The organism is Betaproteobacteria bacterium (assembly GCA_016720855.1).
GTDB lineage: Bacteria > Pseudomonadota > Gammaproteobacteria > Burkholderiales > Usitatibacteraceae > FEB-7.
On the sequence record JADKJU010000003.1, the window covers coordinates 113,873 to 132,582 of the forward strand.

18 protein-coding genes and 1 pseudogene are annotated in these 18,710 nt (G+C 67.4%); 14 read left to right on the forward strand and 5 right to left on the reverse strand.

Annotated features, from left to right (window positions below; all coding sequences use genetic code 11):
- Window positions 1-3: 3 nt before the first annotated feature.
- From IPP91_14150 to IPP91_14160, 3 genes are read left to right on the forward strand one after another with little or no spacing between them, the layout of a single operon-like run.
- Window positions 4-171 carry a hypothetical protein gene (locus IPP91_14150; GenBank protein MBL0143206.1) on the forward strand — a complete coding sequence of 56 codons (168 nt, stop codon included), beginning with the start codon at window positions 4-6 and terminating at the stop codon, window positions 169-171.
- The gene (locus IPP91_14155) at window positions 159-2,387 is read left to right on the forward strand and encodes an NHLP family bacteriocin export ABC transporter peptidase/permease/ATPase subunit (protein ID MBL0143207.1); all 2,229 of its coding nucleotides are present in this window, start codon (window positions 159-161) and stop codon (window positions 2,385-2,387) included. The genes IPP91_14150 and IPP91_14155 overlap by 13 nt, the downstream gene beginning before the upstream one ends.
- On the forward strand, window positions 2,387-4,531 hold the full coding sequence (locus IPP91_14160; GenBank protein ID MBL0143208.1) for an ATP-binding cassette domain-containing protein: 2,145 nt from the start codon (window positions 2,387-2,389) through the stop codon (window positions 4,529-4,531). Before IPP91_14155 ends, IPP91_14160 begins: the two co-directional genes overlap by 1 nt.
- Window positions 4,532-4,544: 13 nt before the next feature.
- Here the strand turns inward: IPP91_14160 and IPP91_14165 are convergent, their stop codons facing one another.
- The 4 genes from IPP91_14165 to IPP91_14180 all read right to left on the reverse strand — a co-directional run bounded on the left by IPP91_14165 (window position 4,545) and on the right by IPP91_14180 (window position 7,001).
- Entirely contained in the window at window positions 4,545-4,784 is a 240-nt protein-coding gene (locus tag IPP91_14165) for a hypothetical protein (GenBank protein ID MBL0143209.1), read from the reverse strand.
- Between the two features lie 193 nt (window positions 4,785-4,977).
- A complete protein-coding gene (locus IPP91_14170) occupies window positions 4,978-5,742 on the reverse strand; it encodes a YwiC-like family protein (protein ID MBL0143210.1) in 765 nt (254 codons plus the stop codon).
- A gap of 47 nt (window positions 5,743-5,789) precedes the next feature.
- Window positions 5,790-6,401 carry a Spy/CpxP family protein refolding chaperone gene (locus IPP91_14175; protein ID MBL0143211.1) on the reverse strand — a complete coding sequence of 204 codons (612 nt, stop codon included), beginning with the start codon at window positions 6,399-6,401 and terminating at the stop codon, window positions 5,790-5,792.
- Window positions 6,402-6,569: 168 nt separating this feature from the next.
- Window positions 6,570-7,001 (reverse strand): hypothetical protein, encoded by a 432-nt coding sequence (locus IPP91_14180; protein MBL0143212.1) that lies wholly within the window; start codon window positions 6,999-7,001, stop codon window positions 6,570-6,572.
- A gap of 27 nt (window positions 7,002-7,028) precedes the next feature.
- Between IPP91_14180 and IPP91_14185 the strand changes: the two genes are divergently transcribed.
- The 5 genes from IPP91_14185 (at window position 7,029) to IPP91_14205 (ending at window position 11,173) form a co-directional block, all read left to right on the forward strand.
- Complete coding sequence (locus IPP91_14185; protein ID MBL0143213.1) at window positions 7,029-7,868, forward strand: hypothetical protein; 840 nt, start codon at window positions 7,029-7,031, stop codon at window positions 7,866-7,868.
- Window positions 7,852-8,097 carry a hypothetical protein gene (locus IPP91_14190; GenBank protein MBL0143214.1) on the forward strand — a complete coding sequence of 82 codons (246 nt, stop codon included), beginning with the start codon at window positions 7,852-7,854 and terminating at the stop codon, window positions 8,095-8,097. Before IPP91_14185 ends, IPP91_14190 begins: the two co-directional genes overlap by 17 nt.
- 25 nt (window positions 8,098-8,122) lie before the next feature.
- On the forward strand, window positions 8,123-9,439 hold the full coding sequence (locus tag IPP91_14195) for a hypothetical protein (GenBank protein MBL0143215.1): 1,317 nt from the start codon (window positions 8,123-8,125) through the stop codon (window positions 9,437-9,439).
- Between the two features lie 175 nt (window positions 9,440-9,614).
- Window positions 9,615-10,865 carry an MBL fold metallo-hydrolase gene (locus tag IPP91_14200; GenBank protein ID MBL0143216.1) on the forward strand — a complete coding sequence of 417 codons (1,251 nt, stop codon included), beginning with the start codon at window positions 9,615-9,617 and terminating at the stop codon, window positions 10,863-10,865.
- Window positions 10,866-10,942: 77 nt separating this feature from the next.
- Window positions 10,943-11,173, forward strand: a complete 231-nt coding sequence (locus IPP91_14205; GenBank protein MBL0143217.1) for a hypothetical protein — start codon at window positions 10,943-10,945, stop codon at window positions 11,171-11,173.
- On the opposite strand, the pseudogene IPP91_14210 reads toward IPP91_14205, so the two are convergent.
- Window positions 11,165-12,328: pseudogene (locus IPP91_14210) on the reverse strand (IS3 family transposase). The gene IPP91_14205 and the pseudogene IPP91_14210 overlap by 9 nt on opposite strands.
- 36 nt (window positions 12,329-12,364) lie before the next feature.
- On the opposite strand from IPP91_14210, the gene IPP91_14215 reads away from it, so the two are divergent.
- The 6 genes from IPP91_14215 to IPP91_14240 all read left to right on the forward strand — a co-directional run bounded on the left by IPP91_14215 (window position 12,365) and on the right by IPP91_14240 (window position 18,709).
- Complete coding sequence (locus tag IPP91_14215) at window positions 12,365-13,057, forward strand: alpha/beta hydrolase (protein ID MBL0143218.1); 693 nt, start codon at window positions 12,365-12,367, stop codon at window positions 13,055-13,057.
- Between the two features lie 60 nt (window positions 13,058-13,117).
- A complete protein-coding gene (locus IPP91_14220; GenBank protein ID MBL0143219.1) occupies window positions 13,118-14,335 on the forward strand; it encodes an efflux RND transporter periplasmic adaptor subunit in 1,218 nt (405 codons plus the stop codon).
- The gene (locus IPP91_14225) at window positions 14,332-15,090 is read left to right on the forward strand and encodes an ABC transporter ATP-binding protein (protein ID MBL0143220.1); all 759 of its coding nucleotides are present in this window, start codon (window positions 14,332-14,334) and stop codon (window positions 15,088-15,090) included. The genes IPP91_14220 and IPP91_14225 overlap by 4 nt, the downstream gene beginning before the upstream one ends.
- An 11-nt stretch (window positions 15,091-15,101) precedes the next feature.
- Complete coding sequence (locus IPP91_14230) at window positions 15,102-16,265, forward strand: ABC transporter permease (protein MBL0143221.1); 1,164 nt, start codon at window positions 15,102-15,104, stop codon at window positions 16,263-16,265.
- A gap of 91 nt (window positions 16,266-16,356) precedes the next feature.
- Entirely contained in the window at window positions 16,357-17,523 is a 1,167-nt protein-coding gene (locus IPP91_14235; protein MBL0143222.1) for an ABC transporter permease, read from the forward strand.
- Window positions 17,524-17,527: 4 nt separating this feature from the next.
- Complete coding sequence (locus tag IPP91_14240) at window positions 17,528-18,709, forward strand: ribulose 1,5-bisphosphate carboxylase (protein MBL0143223.1); 1,182 nt, start codon at window positions 17,528-17,530, stop codon at window positions 18,707-18,709.
- The last annotated feature ends 1 nt before the right edge of the window (window position 18,710 follow it).

Consider the following 18,710-nt stretch of genomic DNA (forward strand, 5'->3'; position numbering starts at 1 on the left):
GCGATGGCCGGGCCCGACAGCTCGATATTCCGGAAGGCGGCGCTCGCGCGCCTGGCCTCGCCGGAGCGTCTCGACGCGCGGCCGAGCCTGCCCTCCTATCCCCGGCGGCTGGCGGCGGCGGTCGCCCTGCTGGCCATCGCCGTGATTGCCTTCGCCGCATGGCTGCGATAGCTGCCGAGCCCGCCGGCAAGCCCGCGACCGCCTCCAGGCTCGCGGACACCGCGCTGGCCCGCGTCCCCTCCATCCTCCAGCTGGAGGCGGTGGAATGCGGCGCCGCGGCGCTCGCCATGGTGCTCGCCCATCACGGCCGCCATGTGCCCCTCGAAGTGCTGCGCTCCGAGTGCGGCGTGACACGCGATGGCAGCAAGGCGGGCGGCCTGTTGCGCGCGGCCCGCGGCTACGGCCTGGTGGCGCGCGGCTTCCGCAAGGAACCCTCCGATCTGTCCGCGCTGCCGCTCCCCGCGATCGTCTTCTGGAACTTCAACCATTTCGTCGTCCTCGAGGGATTCCGCGACGGCTGCGCGCACCTGAACGACCCGGCCATGGGAAGGCGGATCGTGGACGCTGCCGAGTTCGACGAGGCGTTCACGGGCGTGATCCTCACCTTCGAACGCGGCCCGGAGTTCGCCCCCGGCGGCCAGGCGCCCTCGGTCCTTCGCTCGCTCTCCCGCCACCTCGCCGGGCTGGGTCCCTCCGTGTCGCTGGCCGTCGTGCTCGGGCTCGTCCTCGTGGCGCCGGGGCTCGCGCTTCCGTGGCTCATGGGGCGCTTCGTCGATGAGGTGCTGACGGCGCGGCTTCCGGGCGTTGCCGAGACGCTCATTGCCGGCCTGCTCGTCGCCGCGGTGGCCCGGGGACTGCTCTCCTGGCTGCAGGCGCAGATTCTCACCGCCGCCTTCACGCGGGCGGCGATGTCCTCGGCACAGCGCTTCTTCTCGCACGCGCTCGCCTTGCCCATGGACTTCTTCGTGCAACGCTCGCCGGGCGAGATCGCCTCGCGCGTGGCGCTGAACGAGCAGGTGGCGGAGACCGTTTCCGCGGACCTCGCGCACCTCGTGCTCGATCTCGTGACGGCCGTCTTCTTCCTCATTCTCATGCTGCGGCTGGAATCCGGGCTCACCGCGATCGTGGTGAGCTGCCTCGCCTTCGAGATCGCGGCGCTGCGCGCCATCAACCGGCGCACCGAAGGCATCTCGCGGCGCCTTTCCCTGCAGGCGGGCAAGCTCTCGGGGATGGCCACGGGCGGGCTCTCCAACATCGAGAGCATCAAGGCTGGCGGCCAGGAGGGCGCCCTCTTCAACAAGTGGCTGGGCCTGCAGGTGCAGTTCGCCAATTCCGCCGTCGAATCCCAGCGCCTCACGCTCGGCCCCATGCAGGTCCCGTCGATCGCCGGCCTCGTCGCGCAATTGGGCGTCCTGGGGCTGGGCGCGGTGCGCATCATGGAGGGCGGGTTCAGCGTGGGCGACCTGGTGGCCTTCCAGGTCCTGCTCGCAGGCTTCGCGGCACCGGTGCATGCCCTGTTCGCGGCGGCGCGCCACGTGCAGACGCTGCGCGGCGACGTGGCGCGCATCGACGACGTGCTCAATCACGCCATCGAGCCCGGCGTGACGATCGCGGAAAACCCGGTGAGCGCGGTGTCCGGGGCGCGCCCGTCCTCGCTCGAATTCCGCGATGTGGTCTTCGGCTACGGCAAGGGGACGGCACCCCTCGTGGATGGCTTCAGCCTGAAGATCGAAAGCGGCCGGCGAGTGGCGCTGGTGGGCGCCTCGGGTTCGGGCAAGTCCACGCTCGCACGCCTGGCCGCGGGGCTGTATCGGCCCTGGCGCGGCGAGATCCTCTTCGACGGCCTGCCGCGCGAATCGTACTTGCGCGACGAACTTGCCCGCGCCGTGTCGTACGTGGACCAGGATGTGGTCCTTTTCGAAGGCACGGTGCGCGAGAATCTCACGATGTGGGACCCGGCGGCGGAAGACGTCGTCATTCGCGCCGCCGCCCGCCACGCCGCCATCGAGGACGAGATCGGCGTTCGGCAGGGCGGGCTGGATGCTCCCCTGCAGGAGGGCGCGCGAAACCTTTCCGGAGGTCAACGCCAGCGGATCGAGATCGCGCGCGCGCTGGCGCGCGGCCCCTCCATCCTCATCCTCGACGAGGCCACCAGCGCCCTCGACCCAGCGACCGAGGCGGTGGTCGAGAACAACCTGCGCCGGCGCGGCACGACCTGCCTGGTGATTGCGCACCGGCTTTCCACCGTGCGCGACGCCGACGAGATCCTCGTCCTCGAAGGCGGGAAGGTCGTCGAACGGGGCACGCACGACGAACTCGCCGCAGTCCCGGACGGGCGCTACGCGTTGCTGGTCGCGAGCGAGTCGAACGAGTCCGGGAAAATGTGATGGCGGATCCCGGGGTCGCGTTCCGATCAACGAACCTGCCCGGAGCGCTCTCGCTCCTGGCTAGCCGGATGGGCGTGCACGGCGAGCCCCCGATGCCCGATATCGGCGACGAAGCGCTCGCCGTGGAGGATGCCGCCGCCGCGATCGGGCTGCGCTCGCGGCGCGTGCTCCTCGACGGGCGCTGGTGGGCCGAGGGCGGCACGCCGATGCTCGCGCGCGTGGCGGAGCGGCGCCGGGTCGTTCGCGACAACGACGCCTCGCAAACGGGCGCCACAGGCTGGGTCGCCTTGATCCCGAAGGCGCTCACCGGCTATCGCATGGTGGCGCTCGACCCCAAGGGCGGCCCGCCCGTCGAATGGCCCCTCGACGAGGAAACATCCAGCCGCCTGGCCCCATTCGCCTTCGCCTTCCATCGCACCTTCGAGCCGCGGCCGCTCGGGACGAAGGACGTCCTTCGCTTTGCCATCGGCCACGCGCGCGCCGACGTGGGCGTGCTCCTGGCGACGGGCCTGCTCGCCGCGCTCGTGGGCCTGCTCACGCCGGTGGCCACGGGCCGCCTCATCGATCGCGCCATTCCCCAGGGCTCGGCTGACATGACCCTCGCGATCGTGGCGGGCCTGGCGGCCGCCGGGCTCGCAGCGATCGCGCTCGAGGTGTTGCGGTCCATCGCCGTGCTGCGCTTCGAGGCCCGCACCTCCGTCGCCATCCAGGCCGCGGTGCTCGATCGCGTCATCGGCGCACCCGCCCGATTCTTCCGCGCCTTCTCGAGCGGCGACCTGGCGCTGCGACTGGGCGCGGTGAATACCGTGCAACGCACGGTGACGGGCGCCTCCATCGGCGCGTTCGTCGCGGGCATCTTCCTCACCGCGAACTTCGCGCTGATGCTCGCCTACAGCCCGTCGCTGTCCGCAGCCGCCCTGGGCGTGATCCTCGTGGCGGCTCTCCTTTCCGCGGTGCTCGGTATCGCCAGGCTGTCAATCGGCCGGCGCATCGAGACTGCGGACGGGAAGCTCTCCGCCATGTCGTTCGAGTACTTTGCGGGCATTGCCAAGCTCCGGGCGGCGGCGGCCGAATCGCGCGCCTATTCGAACTGGCTCGCGCGCTACCGCGACTTCCGCGAACTCAACCGGAGAAGCGCCACGCTTTCCAACCTGGAGTCCGTGCTGCTCTCGATCCTGCAGCCCGCGGCGGCGACGCTCATCCTCTACCTCGCCTGGCGCCTGGCCGAGACCCCGGCCGCGCGCGCGCTGACGGTGGGCCAGTTCGTCGCCTTCCAGTCGGCGATGTTCGGGCTGCTGGCGGGCATGCACGGCATCGTCGCAACGGCCCTCGACCTGGCGGCCCTGGCCCCGGTGTGGGAGCGCGCGAAGCCCATCCTCGCCACGCCCCCCGAGGACGGCGTACGCGGCAAGATTCGCCATGAGCCGCTGGGCGCCATCGATTTCGTGGGCGTGTCGTTCGCCTATCCGGGTGGCCCGGAAGTCCTGGTCGACATCGACCTGTCGATCCGGCCGGGCGAGTTCGTCGCCATCGTGGGCGCCAGCGGATCCGGCAAGTCCACCATGCTGCGCCTGCTGCTGGGCTTCGAGTTCCCCGGCAGCGGCACGGTGCGATTCGACGGCCGCGTGCTGCCCGCGCTGGACCTGAAGAGCCTGCGTGCGCGAATCGGCACGGTGCTTCAGGGCGGGCGGCTGTGGGCCGGCGACATCCTCACCAATATCGTGGGTGCGACGAGCCTCACCGTGGACCACGCCTGGGAGGCGGCGCGCGCCTCCGGGCTCGCAGCCGACATCGAGGCCATGCCGATGGGCATGTACACGCTGGTGGGCGAAGGGATGAGCACGCTGTCCGGCGGGCAACGCCAGCGCGTGATGATCGCGCGGGCCCTCGCGGGACGGCCGCGCATCCTGCTGCTGGATGAGGCCACGAGCGCGCTCGACAACCTTTCGCAGGCGGCGGTTCTGGAAAGCCTGAAGCGGCTGGACGCGACGAGAGTGGTCATCGCGCACCGTCTTTCGACGGTGCGCCATGCCGACCGGATCGTGGTACTGGAGCAGGGCCGGATCGTCCAGCAAGGGACGTTCCGGGAACTGGCCACCGTTCCCGGCCCCTTCGCCGCGATGCTCGCGCGGCAGGTGGCCTGAAACAGGGGCAGCGCTAGTTCTTCTTCGTCGCGCCTTCCGCGGAAGCGATCTGCGTGCCCGAAAGGGGCGGCTCGCGCTTGCCGGTGACGGTGACCTTGTCGAGCTTCACCATCTGCTGCGGCTGCTCGCGCTTGGCGGTGACGGTGATCTTCTCGAGTTTCACGACCTGCTGACCTCCGGACACAGAGTCGAGCTGCTGCTCGGAAAGCTCGCCTTCGGGCTGGGCAACGGGTTTCTGTTCGATGTTCGACATGGTGCCTCCTCGACTGGGTCCGTTTTCTGGCCGGGACGGGTCCCGGAGCGAAAACACGGTATCACAAGATATCGTGGATCACAGCCTACCGAGGGGGGGGAGGCGCCGCTGCGTTCGATTCGGCGGCCCCAGTGCGGAATATTACGCAGTCCGGTCAAGGGGCAGACCCCTGACGCAGGCAGGGATCTTTCCCTTAACCCGCGGCAAGGAGGGTCACGGCCAGGGCATTGGCCGCCACGACGGCCCACCCGACCTGCTTGAGTTTCCGCGGGGACGGCGCCAGGAGGTTTACCACGACAACCCCCGCGAGCGGCAGGCACGCAGCCAAGGCAACCGTGCGCCAGCCCGGCACCCAGAACCAGGTCGCCAGGGCCGCCAGAAGGGCCACCCTTCCCATCCAGCTGGCTGCCGGCACGACCCAGACCATGGTCCCGGAGACCCGCGACTTGATGGCATGGACCGCCAGGGTGGCCGTCACCGTGATCACGAACCACATGACGGGTGGGCCCCAGAGAGGCACGCCGGTCACCCCTCCCGCCGCGGCCACCGGCAGGTGCATGGCGGAAAAGGCGGCGCCCGCAATCACTTCGCCGGGCAGGGTCTTCAGGTTTTTCGACAGGACCACCGGCGCAAGTCCCGCTGCGAAGACCGCGGGTATCAGCGCCAGCCACCGGGCCACGGGAGGGGCGAGCCAGAGCGCAGCAAGACCCGCGGCGGCGCCCAGCGCGCCCAGGACGGCGAGCTGCCGGCGCGCAGGCACGGCCAGTTCCTGCTGCAGGCGCTTTCCGCGGGCGCCCAGGAGGACCACCAACGGCTCGTTCGCGACGAACAGGAGGATGGCCGCAAGGGCGAAGAGCCACGAGGCATAGCCCGGCGAACCGAGCGCCAGCCCGGACAGGAGCGGAAAGGCGAGCTCCGCATAGGCGCCATGCTCACGGGGGATGAGGTGCTTGTTCATTGCACCTTCGACGATACGCATCCGCCGGAATCGCGCAACCGATTGCGTCAATCATGCCTCGACGGGCGACTCGGATATTGCGCCGCACCAGGGGTCATGGTCTTGCGCAGCTGCTCGCGCTGTTCCTTGGTGAGCACCGAGTCGATCCGCTTGCGCGCGTCCAGGCGCGTCTCGAACATCTGCTTGTGGATGGCGGCCATCGCATCGAAGCGCTTGCGCGCTGCCGCCTCGTCGAATTCCGCGGTCTTCGCCGCGTCCTCGGCCTGCCACTTCAACTCGTGCATCGAGCCCATGAGCGCATGGTTCTTGCGCTGCACTTCGCGGCGGATTTCCGTGACCTTGCCGCGCTGCTCGTCGGTGAGGTTGAGCGCTTCCACGCCTGCCATCACGGGGCCGCCCATCATGCCGGCGCCCATGCCCTTCCCGTGCGTCATCCCGGGGCCCATTTCACAGCCGCCGCGCCCACCCGTCATTCCGGGGCCCATGCCCTGGCCGCCCATCCTGCCCGGGCCACCCACCATGCCCTGGCCCATGCCCTGCCCCATTCCCGGGCCACCCGACATGCCGGGACCCCCCATCATTCCGGGTCCCATCTGCGCCGCGGCAATCGTGGACAGGCATGCGGCGGCAACGGCCGCGAGGGCGAATCCGGTTTTCATGTTCGTTTCCTTTCAGTAGCCATTCGGTCAGTGGTTCATGATCGCGCCGCGAAGGGCGGGATTCAACCTGCAGATGTGTCGAAAGGTAACGGGCTCGACCCGGCATCCGGATCAATGATCCCCCGCCGACTTCCCTGTTGGACGAATCGCCTTGCGTGCCGGTTGTCGTCACTCCGGCGGCGCGATCCGGGTAAGCTTTCGATACAACGTCCGTTCGCTGACACCCAGCATTCGAGCCAGTTCCTTTCGTGTTCCCCGGTGCGTGGCGACGCGGGAGCGCAGCAGGTCCGCCTCGATGGCCCGAAGCGTCGCCGTTCCGCCACCCTGCGCACCGTCACCCGACAGCGCGGATGGCATTGACGCTTGCGTGCCGGCGCTGGCGCGCACATGGTCGGGCAGGTGCTCCGCCGAGATGACCTCGCCATCGCACATCACGCTGGCGCGCTCGAGCAGGTTGCGCAACTCGCGCACGTTGCCGGGGTAGTCGTACGACATGAGCCGTGCGAGCGCCGGTTGCGACACCCTCAGGCCACGCAGCCGTGCGACCTGGCTCACGTCGTCATCGAAGGCCTGTTCGGACTCGTCTTTCCCGACCCGCACGCCCGCCTGCGACTGAGGCTGAAGGCCGTGAGCCGGGCTCCGCAGGAAGCGATGGCCTGGTACGTCTGGACGACCCATCGCCCGGGGGCACTCGAGGCGGCGCTGCTTCCCGGCAGTCCGGAGTCGGCGCCGGGCGCAGCCCTGCTGGCCCTGCGGTACTACCCGGATCCGCGTGAATTGCTGTTTTCCCGCTTCGCGCCGGCGGAGCAGGAAGCGCGCCTGTCGCCGCACTTCGACCAGACCGGCACCCCGGCCCTCGAGCGGGCCTCGGAACTCGATCCCAGCCTGTTTCACGTCGGCACCCTCATGATCGTTCCCCAGGGTCCCCACCATGTGGGCCTGCGAATGAGCGCGCAGGACCGGTGGGTCGAGCAGTCGATCGGGAAGGCCGGCAGTAGCGTGAACCGCGACGTTCCCGGGCTCGAGCTGGCCTTGTCCCTGCTCGATCCGCTTGTGTGCGGCCTGAGCTACCTCGGACGAAGGCCGCCCGCCACCGTTCGCCTCTGGCGGCGTCCCGGCGTCCTCTGGCGGATCGAATCGGACGGGCAAGTGAAAAGCACTCACGACCCCGATCTTTCCGAGTGGGAACTCGAACACCACGGCCTGGTGGTGCCTGGCCGCGCCGACTCCGCGGGCAGGGCCCCGCCGTCGCCGCCGCCCGCCGAGCGGCCCCTGTTCGAGCATTCCGCCGAGACCCCGCCACGCTACGCCCCCTGGCCGGTGAATTCGCAATGGTGGCAAGCAGCCGGCTGGCAGTTCGATCCCGTCGGCGTGTTCTGCGGCCGGTGCGCGGCGGAGGAGAACGACGAGCGCATGCCCATCCATCACCACTTCGGCCGGAGGATCGACGATGCCCTCAAGTCCTGACCTGTCCCGACGCAATTTCCTGCTGCGCGGTATCACCGCACCACCTGAACCGCAGGGCCCTTCGTGGGACGACTTCTTCGGCTCCTACGAGATGGCCTGCGCACAAGTCAACGAGGCACGCCCCTTCCTCGCGGAGGAAGCCAAGCGGCTCGGCATCGACACCAAAGGCAAGAGTGACGTGGAAATCCTGAAGGCGGTTTTCGCCACAACCGGGCGGCCGCAAGGCTGACCCTGACCAAGACTGGAGCCCTGCAATGACCACTGCATCCGAGGAACGGTACGGGGTGGGATACCTCGAGGAGCGGCGACTTGAGCCGCGATGGCCCGCGCCGGTGGCGCACCTGGTGAACATCGTCGCGCTGCTCACCGTCTTTTACGCGACCTGGTGGATCTTCCAGGATCTGCGCGGCTACTTCCGGCTGTACACGCCCTACGTGGGCTACATGTACACGCGCTGGCTCCTGATCATCCTGATCTGGATGGCCTACATCTTCCAGTTCTGGCCGATGCGGCGTTCGCAGCTCGAATCCTGGCATCCGCTGGCCAAGGCGGCGATCGCCGTGCCGGTGGCCGTGCTCATCATGATGGTGGTGATCCACGGCTTCTTCCAGGGATTCCTCGGCAAGATGGGCATCGCCTACTTCGACCCGACCCGCACCGCGGGGCTGCCGCGCATGACGCAGTTCTTCGCCGAGGAGTACGCGGCCCTCGCCATCCTGATGTTCGCCGCGCTGGCCTCGTGGCTCGCGCCGGCCTGGGTGATCGGCATGGAGCGCGCCCCCTGGCACCACGAGAAGCAGCCCGTGCAGGGCGTGACCATTCTCATCGTCACGTTCTTCCTGGCCGTGGTCCTCTACTTCGTGACGATGCACCCGCACATGGGCATCCTCTACTACCCGTGGCAGTACTTCACCGCGCTCGCCCCGCCGTACTGGGAGGACTTCGCCGGAACGGTGAGCGGCAATTTCCACATCTCGTGGATCATGTGCGCGACCGTGGTCGTGTGGCTGGTGGAGACGATCTGGGAACGCTACCCCTTCCGCCTCATCCGCAACGCGTGGCTGCGGCGCGTGACGACGTTCTTCGGAATCATCGCGATCGCGTGGGCGTTCCACCTGTTCCTGTATTTCGCACAGGAGCTCTTCCTGGGCGAACCGATCCGCGGAACGCGCAACGACAACGCCCCCGACTGGCGCTGGCTGCACGTGGGCGAGATGATGATCTTCTTCCTGCTGCCGGCCCTGTACCTGAACTTCTACTGCGGCAACTGGCCCACGAAGTTCTCGGTGCCCGTGAACCTGCTCGTCCGCACCGCCATCACGATCGTCGCGGGCCTGGCGCTCATGACGCTCTACTACAACATCAGCCACCTCGTGCTCGGCACGCAACGGGGCATCTCGCAGCCCGAGCAGTTCCCGATGATCCCGACGATCTGGCTGATCAACATCATGCTTGTCCACCACTGGTACATGGACAACTGGCCGGCGTGGCGCAAGGTCGCGCCCGTCACGGTGAATGCGACGTCGCGCGCACCGTATGCCGGCGAACCCCTCGGCTCCGCAGCCGACTGACGAGGAGACACTCATGAACAAGCAATTCAACCTGGGACTGTTCGTCGGACTCGGCACGGGCGTTGCCCTGTACTTCGTCGTGGTCTACCTGCTGCCGATCCTCGGCAAGAGCAAGTGGATCTGGACCTGACCCTGCGCCGCGCCCCCACACGGATCGAAACAAGGAGTACCGAAAATGTCTGACAACAACACCAACCAAGGTCGACGCGACTTCACCAAGGGTGTGGCCGTCGGCACGATGGCCGGCGCGCTGGCCACCATGGGCGTCTATTCGTACTCGCCCCTGCGCAAGCAGCACTTCGCGAAGACCGCCGCGCCGAAGGAGGACATCGGCGAGGTGAAGAGCGTGAAGGTCACCAACATCAGCGAAACGAGCTGGTTCGACAACAAGGTTCTGATGGGCGACATCCGCGGCGCCGGCGGACTGCTGGTGAACCAGTACACCTACAACTGGGCGCCGTTCACCCAGCCCAAGGGCAAGCTCGGCAAGGGAAGCTACGAGGACGGGATGAAGACGCTGCGCCCCCTCATCCCGAAGAAGCTCGACGATGCATGGGCCTACCAGCTCGAGAATGCCGTGAACCCGAACAACTCCGGCGGCTTTTCCGCGCTGATCGAGGTGGAGACCCTCGAAGGCGAGGTGAAGCGCATCCTTCTCGACTCGGGCTGGTCGTTCGACTGGATGGACAAGGCGTTCAAGCGCGAGGGCATCGACAAGATGCTCGCCGACAACAAGATCGACTATTTCGTGATGTCGCACGAGCACTTCGATCACTTCTGGGGCGTGCCGGTGGTCTTCAAGTACGCGCCGACCGTCCGGGCGCTTTACCCGAAGGGTTTCTATCCCGAGGGGCTGGACTACATCAAGGCGGCCGGCCACCGCGGCGAGCTCATCGAGACCAACCCCGGCCTCTACAAGCTCTTCCCGGGCGCGGCGCTCTACAATTTCCAGACCCCGATCATCTGCCGCGTGTTCGGCGAGCAGTCACTGTTCTTCAACGTGAAGGACAAGGGCCTGGTCACGGTGACGGGTTGCTGCCACCAGGGCATCCTGCAGTTCGCTTCCACGGCGCAGCGCGCCGTCAAGACGAAGAAGCTCTACGGCATCTACGGCGGGCTGCACGTCTCCCCGTTCGACGAATGGGACCCGAAATACGACGACCTCGTGGCCGTGTTCAAGAAATGGGGCTTCGAGAAGGTGGGCTGCAACCACTGCACCGGCATCCTCACCGCCAAGAAGCTCATCGAGGCGGGGATCGGCGTCGTGCAGGGCACGGCCCGCAACGGCTCGAAGGACAAGGCCTACCTGGGCAACGGCGACCAGATCGTGTTCGCGATGAACGACGCGCCCATGGTGCCCGGAGTCGTTCCGGTCGGACCGGGAGGCGCGGCGCCGGCGGCGGCGGGAGGCGGCACGAAGTACTAGCGCGCACGTCGAGCCTCGAGCGGGGAAGGCCCGTGGCGCGGGCAACGTGCCTGCGCCACGCTAGAATTCCCGCTTCCATGACCGCTCCCGGCTCCCTGCTGCTCGCGCCCGGTTCGCTCACTCCCGCCTGGGTCGAGCGCGAATACAACAACCGGGAACTCGTTCCGGAGCATCCCCAGTTCTTCACGCGCTGGGAAAAGGACTCGGAATTCGTCCGCGCAACGCTTCCGGCCCGCCTCGACCTTCCCTACGGCCCCGATCCACGCCACCGCATTGGAATTCCCCCGCTTCTCCGGACACTACGCTAAGCCCGCATGAGTACGTTCGAACTCCATCGGGCTGACCTGCCCAAGCGTCGAATGTCGGCGCCGGGAATTGTAGAACACTTCGATGTAGTCGAAGATGTCGGCGCGCGACTTCGCGCGTGGCGTACGTCCTGCGATAGACACGTTCCTTTTTGAGCGAGGCGAAGAAGCTCTCGACCGCGGAGTTGTCCCAACAGTCGCCGCGCTTGCTCATGCTGCAGGTGATGCCCTCGGCCGACAGCAGGCGCTGGAAGTCCTCGCTGGTGTATTGGCTGCCCTGGTCGGAATGGTGCAAAAGCTCCGAAGGTTTGCCGCGTCGCCACAGCGCCATTATCAACGCGTCCAGCACCAGTTGCGCGGTCATGGTGGGTTGCATAGACCAGCCGACCACGCGCCGGCTGAACAGATCCACCACAACGGCCAGGAACAACCAGCCCTCGCCCGTCCAGATGTAGGTGAAATCGGCTGCCCACTTCCGGTTCGGAGCAGCAGCGGCGAAGTCTCGCTCCAACACGTTCGGTGCGATGCTGTGTTCCGGACGCAATCCAATCGTCGGTAGGCATGCGCCGCGGCTTGGGCTGCGCGCTCATGCCAGCCCCTCGCATCAGTCGCGCCACTCGATTCTCGCTGCAGGATTGGCCTGCGACGACCATGTCCTTCCAGACCCGCGGCGAGCCGTAGGTCTGGTGACTCAAACGAAGCTTTCCCGGATCAGCACCAGCAAGCCCGCGTTGGCGATCGAGCGCACGCTCGGCGAGCGTCCAAGCCACTCGTAGAACCCACTCGACGACACCTCGAGCAAGCGGCACATCATCCGGGTCAGCCACACCGGCCGATAGCGGGCTACAAACACATACCTCACGTTGGTTCCTTCGCGAAGTAGCCCAGCGCTTTTTTTAGAATGTCGCGCTCCATTCGAACTTTCGCCAACTCTCGCCGAAGCTGCTCGTTCTCCAGCTGCTGCGCAGCCTTCAACGGCAATGCCCGGTCCTTCTCGTATCGACCTGCCGCGAAGTTGTCCACCCACCCCTTCAGGACCGAACGCTCCACGCCAAGCTCACGCGCAACCGCCGACACCGATCGTCCAGGTTGCTGTGTGAGTTTCACTCCCTCGCGCTTGAACTCGGCCGTAAACTTCCGTCTTTGCTTCGTTGCCATCGAACACCTCCAATTGCCAGTTTGGCATCATCAGATGTGTCCGGGGAAACGGGGGAATTCCACATCGACCTCTTCCCCGCGAAGGGCAGCGACCGCCTGCTCGTTTTCTTCCACGGCGGCTACTGGCGCGGCCTCGACAAGCGCATGTTCTCCTGGCTCGCGCCGGGCTGGGTGGCCGAGGGCGTGAGCGTGGCCCTCGTGAACTACAGGCTGTGCCCCGCCGTGCGCATTGCCGACATCGTCGAAGACGCGATCGCGGCGCTGGACTGGATAGCGGTAAACGCGCCCGTGCACGGGGCGGGTGCCGGACGAATCGCCCTTGCGGGCCATTCAGCGGGAGGACACCTGGTGGCGGCCCTGCTGGCCGCGGCGCGCGACCGCCTTCATTTCGACACCGGGCGAATCGCGGGCGGGGTTCCCATCAGCGGCGTCTTCGATTTCTCGCCGCTGCCGTACTCCTCCGGAAATTCGGATCTTCGGCTCGATGCGGCATCGGCGCGCGCGCTCGATCTCCACGACAGGCAGCCCACGATCGCGGCGCCGCTCGTCGTGGCGGTAGGCGGCGCCGAGAGCGGCGAGTTCATCCGCCAGTCGCGCCTCATCGCCCGGAGTTGGTCCTCGCAGGTGCGCTCGCTCCATGTCCTGCCGGGCCTGCACCACTTCAGCGTGCTGGAGGCCCTGGCCGAGCGCGGCCAGCCGCTGCACGCCGCCACCCTCGCCCTCTTCTGAAAAGGTGCCTCGAGGAGTGCCGCGTATAATCCGGGCCTGCGATTCACAAGGGTTTCGAGCGTGTCCGCCCAGGATCTTTCCAGCCTCCAGATCGACCGTAGCGCGAAGTCATTCGGGCCGAAGCGCCGCCCGCGCTGGGTCAGGTGGGCCATCGGCGCGGCCATCGTCGCCGCCCTTGCCGCGCTCCTTGCCGTCCGATCTGCCACGGCACCCGTTACCGTGGACGTGGCCGCGGTCACCAGCGCATTCCCCTCGCAGGGCTTCACCGTCCTCAATGCCACCGGCCGCGTGGTCGCGTGGCGCAAGGCCGCGGTTTCGACGAAGGCCACCGGCCGCCTCGAATGGCTGGGCGTGCAGGAAGGATCGCGCGTGAAGGCAGGCGAGGTGATTGCGCGGCTGGAAAGCCTCGACGTTGCGGCGGCCCGCGATTCCTCCGTGGCCGGCGTCGCCGCAGCCAGGGCCAATCTCGAGCAAGGCGAGGCGGAGATGCGCGATGCCGAGTCGGCCTATCACCGCGCGCAGGACCTCTTTGCGAAGAAGTTCATCTCCGAAGCCACCCTCGACTCGGCCAAGGCCCGCGCCGAGAAGGCCCGCGCGGCCGTCTCCAGCCTCAAGGCCGCCATCGGCGTCGCGGAGGCCAATGTGCGCTCCGCGAGCGTGTCGGTGGAACAGACCCTCATCCGCGCGCCCTTCGACGGCGTCGTGCTCACCAAGAACGCCAACGTGGGCGACATCATCACGCCCTTCTCGTCGGCCGCCGATTCGAAGGGCGCGGTGGTGAACATGGCCGACATGGACACGCTCGAGGTCGAGGCGGACGTCTCGGAAGCCTCCCTCTCGAAGATCAAGCTGGGCATGCCTGCCGAGATACAGCTCGACGCCTACCCGGATCTGCGCCTGCTGGGCGAGGTCTCGCGCATCGTGCCCACCGTGGACCGCAGCAAGGCAACCCTGCTCGTGAAGGTCGCGTTCAGGGAAAAGGACGCGCGCGCGCTGCCGGACATGAGCGCCAAGGTGGGCTTCCTCGAGCGCGCGCCGGAAGCCAACGAACGCAAGGCCGTGACGGCCGTGCGTCCCGAAGCGGTCGTGAAGCGCGGCGAAAGGCAGGTCGTTTTCGTCCTCGACAAGGACAGCAAGGTCAGGCAGACGCCGGTCACCGTCTCACGGAAGCTGGGCGACCTGCTAGAGATCGCCGGCGCGAAGCCGGGAGACAAGGTCGCCCTCTCGCCCCCGGAGAACCTGAAGGACGGCGCGAGCGTCGCGCTCCTCAAGAAGTGAGTGCCGTTGCGGGCGCGCCCACGCGCCCCATCGTCCAGATCACGCATCTGGCCAAGGGTTACCGGCGCGGCGGCCAGGACGTGCCGGTGCTCTTCGACATCACCCTCTGCATTCCCGAAGGGGACTTCATCGCGCTCATGGGGCCCTCGGGGTCGGGGAAATCGACGCTCCTCAACCTCATTGCCGGCATCGACAAGCCAGACGCGGGTGAACTTCTGGTGGATGGCGAGGACATAACGAAGCTCTCCGAGTCCGAGCTCGCGGATTGGCGCGCTTCCCACGTCGGGTTCATCTTCCAGTTCTACAACCTCATGCCGGTGCTCACCGCGTTCGAGAACGTGGAACTGCCGCTGCTCCTGACTTCCCTGTCCCGAAGGCAGAGGCGAGAGCGTGTCGATACGGCGCTTGCCCTGGTGGGCCTCACCGACCGCAGGGACCACTACCCGAACGAACTCTCGGGCGGCCAGCAGCAGCGCGTCGCGATCGCACGCGCCTTCATCGCCGACCCCGCGATCATCGTGGCCGACGAGCCCACGGGCGACCTCGACCGAAGAAGCGCGGGCGAGATCCTCGCGCTCCTGAGGCGCCTCAATGCCGAGATGGGCAAGACCATCATCATGGTCACCCACGACGGGCACGCCGTCGAGAGCGCGCGGCACGTGGTGCACCTGGAGAAGGGCGAACTGGTGGATGAGAAAAAGGGGTCGGACCCCTTTTCCGCGCCAATGGCGTCCACCAACGGGAAAGGGGTCTGACCCCTTTTTCCATGCATTACCTGAAACTCGTCTTCAAGAACATCTTCCGGCACAAGCTGAGGAGCCTGCTCACGCTCGTGGGGCTGGTGGTGGCGATCCTCGCCTTCGGCCTGCTGCAGACGGTCGTGAACGCGTGGTACGCGGGCTCCGAGATGGCCTCGGCGCAGCGCCTCATCGCGAGGAACGCGGTCTCGCTGGTCTTTCCCCTGCCCGTGTACTACCGCGACCGCATCCGGGCAATCGACGGCGTCACGGGGGTTGCCGTCTCCAACTGGTTCGGCGGCATCTACAAGGACATGTCGCCGACCAACTTCTTCGCCCAGTTCGCCGTCGACCACGAGAACTTCTTCGACCTCTACCCGGAGTTCAGGACCAACCCGGAAGAGCTCCTCGCGTTCAAGAAGGACCGGCGCGGCGTCATGGTCGGGCGCCACCTCGTGAACCAGCACGGCTTCAGGGTAGGCGACGTGATCACCGTGAAGGGCACGATCTACCCGGGCAACTGGGAGTTCGTGGTGCGCGGCGTGTACGAGCCGCGCGACGACACCACGATCACGCGCCAGCTCTATTTCCACTGGGACTACCTCAACGAGCAGATCAAGAAGCTCTACCCCCGCCGCGCCGAGCAGGTGGGCGTGTTCATCATCCAGATCGCCGACGGCTCGCGCGCAGCGGAGATCAGCCAGGTCGTGGACAAGGAGTTCCGCAATTCGCTGGCCGAGACGCTCACCGAGACCGAAAAGGCCTTCCAGCTGAGCTTCATCGCCCAGACCGAGACCATCATCATGGCGATTCGCGTCGTCTCGTTCGTGGTGATCGTGATCATCTTCGCCGTGGTGGCCAACACCATGGCGATGACGGCGCGCGAGCGCCTGGCGGAATACGCGACGCTCAAGGCGCTCGGATTCGGCCCGGCGTTCGTGGCGGCGCTCATCGTCGGCGAGTCGCTCATGATCACCGCGATGGGGGGGGCGCTGGGGATCCTGGCCACCTTTCCCGCGGCGGCGGGATTCAAGGCGGCGATGGGATCGATGTTCCCGGTATTCAGGGTGACGCCCGGGACGGTGACGATGCAGGTCGCCTCCGCGCTCGCCGTCGGCGTGCTCGCCGGGATACTGCCGTCCATCCGGGCGGCGCGCGTGAAGATCGTCGACGGGCTGCGCTACATTGGATAGACCCTCGCCCCAGCCCTATGCCTGCGGGAGAGGCAGCCCATTGCTCCCCTCTGCCTCCGGAAGATGGGTCGAGGGCGAGGGCGCCTGAAGAATGAGGATCCCGCTCTCCTACATCTTCCGCAACCTCTGGACGAGGAAGCTCACCACGGTCCTGACCGCCGGCGGCATGGCGCTCGTCGTCTTCGTCTTTGCCGCCGTGCTGATGCTCGATGCGGGACTCAAGAAGACACTCGTGTCCACGGGCAGCTACGAAAATGCGGTGCTTCTGCGGCCGGCGGCGCAGACGGAGATCCAGAGCGCCGTGTACCGGGACCAGGCTTCGCTCGTGGAGACGCTGCCGGAGGTCGCGCGCGGCGAGGACGGCGCGCCGCTCGTCTCCAAGGAGACGATCGTCCTCATCGCCATCCCCAAGCGCGGCAGCGACAAGCCTGCCAACCTCGTCGTGCGCGGGATGCCGGCGATGGGGATCAGGCTGCGTCCGCAAGTGAAGGTGATCGACGGCCGGATGTTCCGTCCGGGCTCGTCGGAGGTCGTGGTGGGGCGCGCGATCGGCGAGGGCTTCGACGGCACCAGCATCGGGGAGAAGCTGCGCTTCGCGGGGCGCGAGTGGACGGTCGTGGGCACTTTCGACGGGGAAAAGAGCAGCTTCGATTCCGAGATCTGGGGCGACGTGGAGCAGATGATGCAGGCCTTCCGCCGCTCGGCCTATTCCTCGGTCCTCGCACGGCTGGGCGGCGCCGACCAGTTCGAGGCCTTCAAGGCACGAGTCGCTGCCGACCAGCGTCTCATCCTCGAGGTGAAGCAGGAGCCGCTCTTCTACCAGGACCAGTCGCAATCGCTCTCCACCTTCATCAGCTACCTTGGCGTGGCCCTGTCCGTCATCTTTTCGATCGGTGCGATGATCGGGGCCATGATCACGATGTACGCGAGCGTGGCCAGCCGCACGAGCGAAATCGGGACGATGCGCGCACTGGGGTTCCGGCGTTCCAGCATCCTCGCGGCGTTTCTCGCCGAATCGCTGCTGCTCGCGCTCGCCGGGGGAGTGGCCGGCCTCGCGCTCGCGTCCTTTCTCCAGGCCTTCACCATCACGACGATGAACTTCCAGAGCTTCAGCCAGCTCGCCTTCGGCTTCTACCTCACTCCCTCGATCGTTTTCTCGACGATCGCGTTCTCCCTCTTCATGGGACTCGTGGGCGGGTTCCTGCCCAGCGTGCGCGCGGCGCGGCTGGAGATCGTCGATTCGCTGAGGGCAGCCTGACACCATGAGCGATCGCATCCTCGCCACCTATCGCGTCACCGCTTCCGCCAGCGACATCGACGCGCGCGCCACGGCGCTGGCAACCGAGCAGAGCGTGGAAATGCCCGTCGACGCCATTCGCGATCCGCGCGTTCTGGGCGAGGTGGTCGCGACCGTCGAGTCGGTCCGGTCGTGTCTTTCCGCTCCCGGGTCGGCCCAGCCCCCGCTCCCGTCTCGCTCCGGGAAAGGGGCATCGGGTGAGGACAGCTACGAAGTGACGCTCGGCATCGCCGCCGGGACCACCGGCCACGAAGCCTCTCAACTCGTGAACATGCTCTTCGGCAACTGCTCGCTCCAGCCGGAAGTGGAACTCCTCGACGTCGCCTTCCCGAACGGATACGCGCCCGCCTTTCCGGGGCCGGCTTTCGGCATCGCCGGGCTACGCGATCGCCTGCAGGCGCCGTATCGCGCCCTCACTTGCACGGCGCTCAAGCCGCAGGGCTCGACCGTGGAGCATCTCGCCAGCCTCGCCGGCGCCTTCGCGCGCGCCGGGATCGACGTCATCAAGGACGACCACGGCCTGGCCAATCAGTCCTTCTCCCCCTTCGCCGCGCGAGTGCCCGCGGTGCAGCGCGCCATCGACGCCGCCAACCGCGAAACCGGCGGACACACGATCTACGCGCCCACCTTTTCCGGCGGGCCGAAGGCGCTGGCGGAACAGGCGCGCATCGCAGGAGACTGCGGCGTCGGCATGGCGCTCGTGGCCCCGATGCTCGTGGGGCTACCCGCTTTCGTCGAGATGCGCCGCGAGTTCGGGCTGGCGCTCCTCGCGCACCCGGCCCTTGCTGGCGCCTGCCGCATGGCGCCTGCCTTGCTGCTGGGCAAGCTGTTTCGTCTCTTCGGCGCCGATGCGACCATCTTCCCGAACCACGGCGGCCGGTTCAGCTACAGCCGCGATACCTGCCTGGCGATCGCCGCCGCGGCGCGCGACCCCTGGGAGTGCCTCGCGCCGATCCTCCCCGTTCCCGCCGGCGGCATGGGCGTGGCGCGCGTCGGCGAGATGATCGCGGACTACGGACGCGATACGATGCTGCTCATCGGGGGCGGGCTGCTGACCGCGGGCGATGCGCTTGCCGAGCGCAGCCGCGAGTTCGTCGCAACGGTTCGCCAAAGTGCTTCCTCTCCCTCCGGGAGGGGGTTGGGGTGAG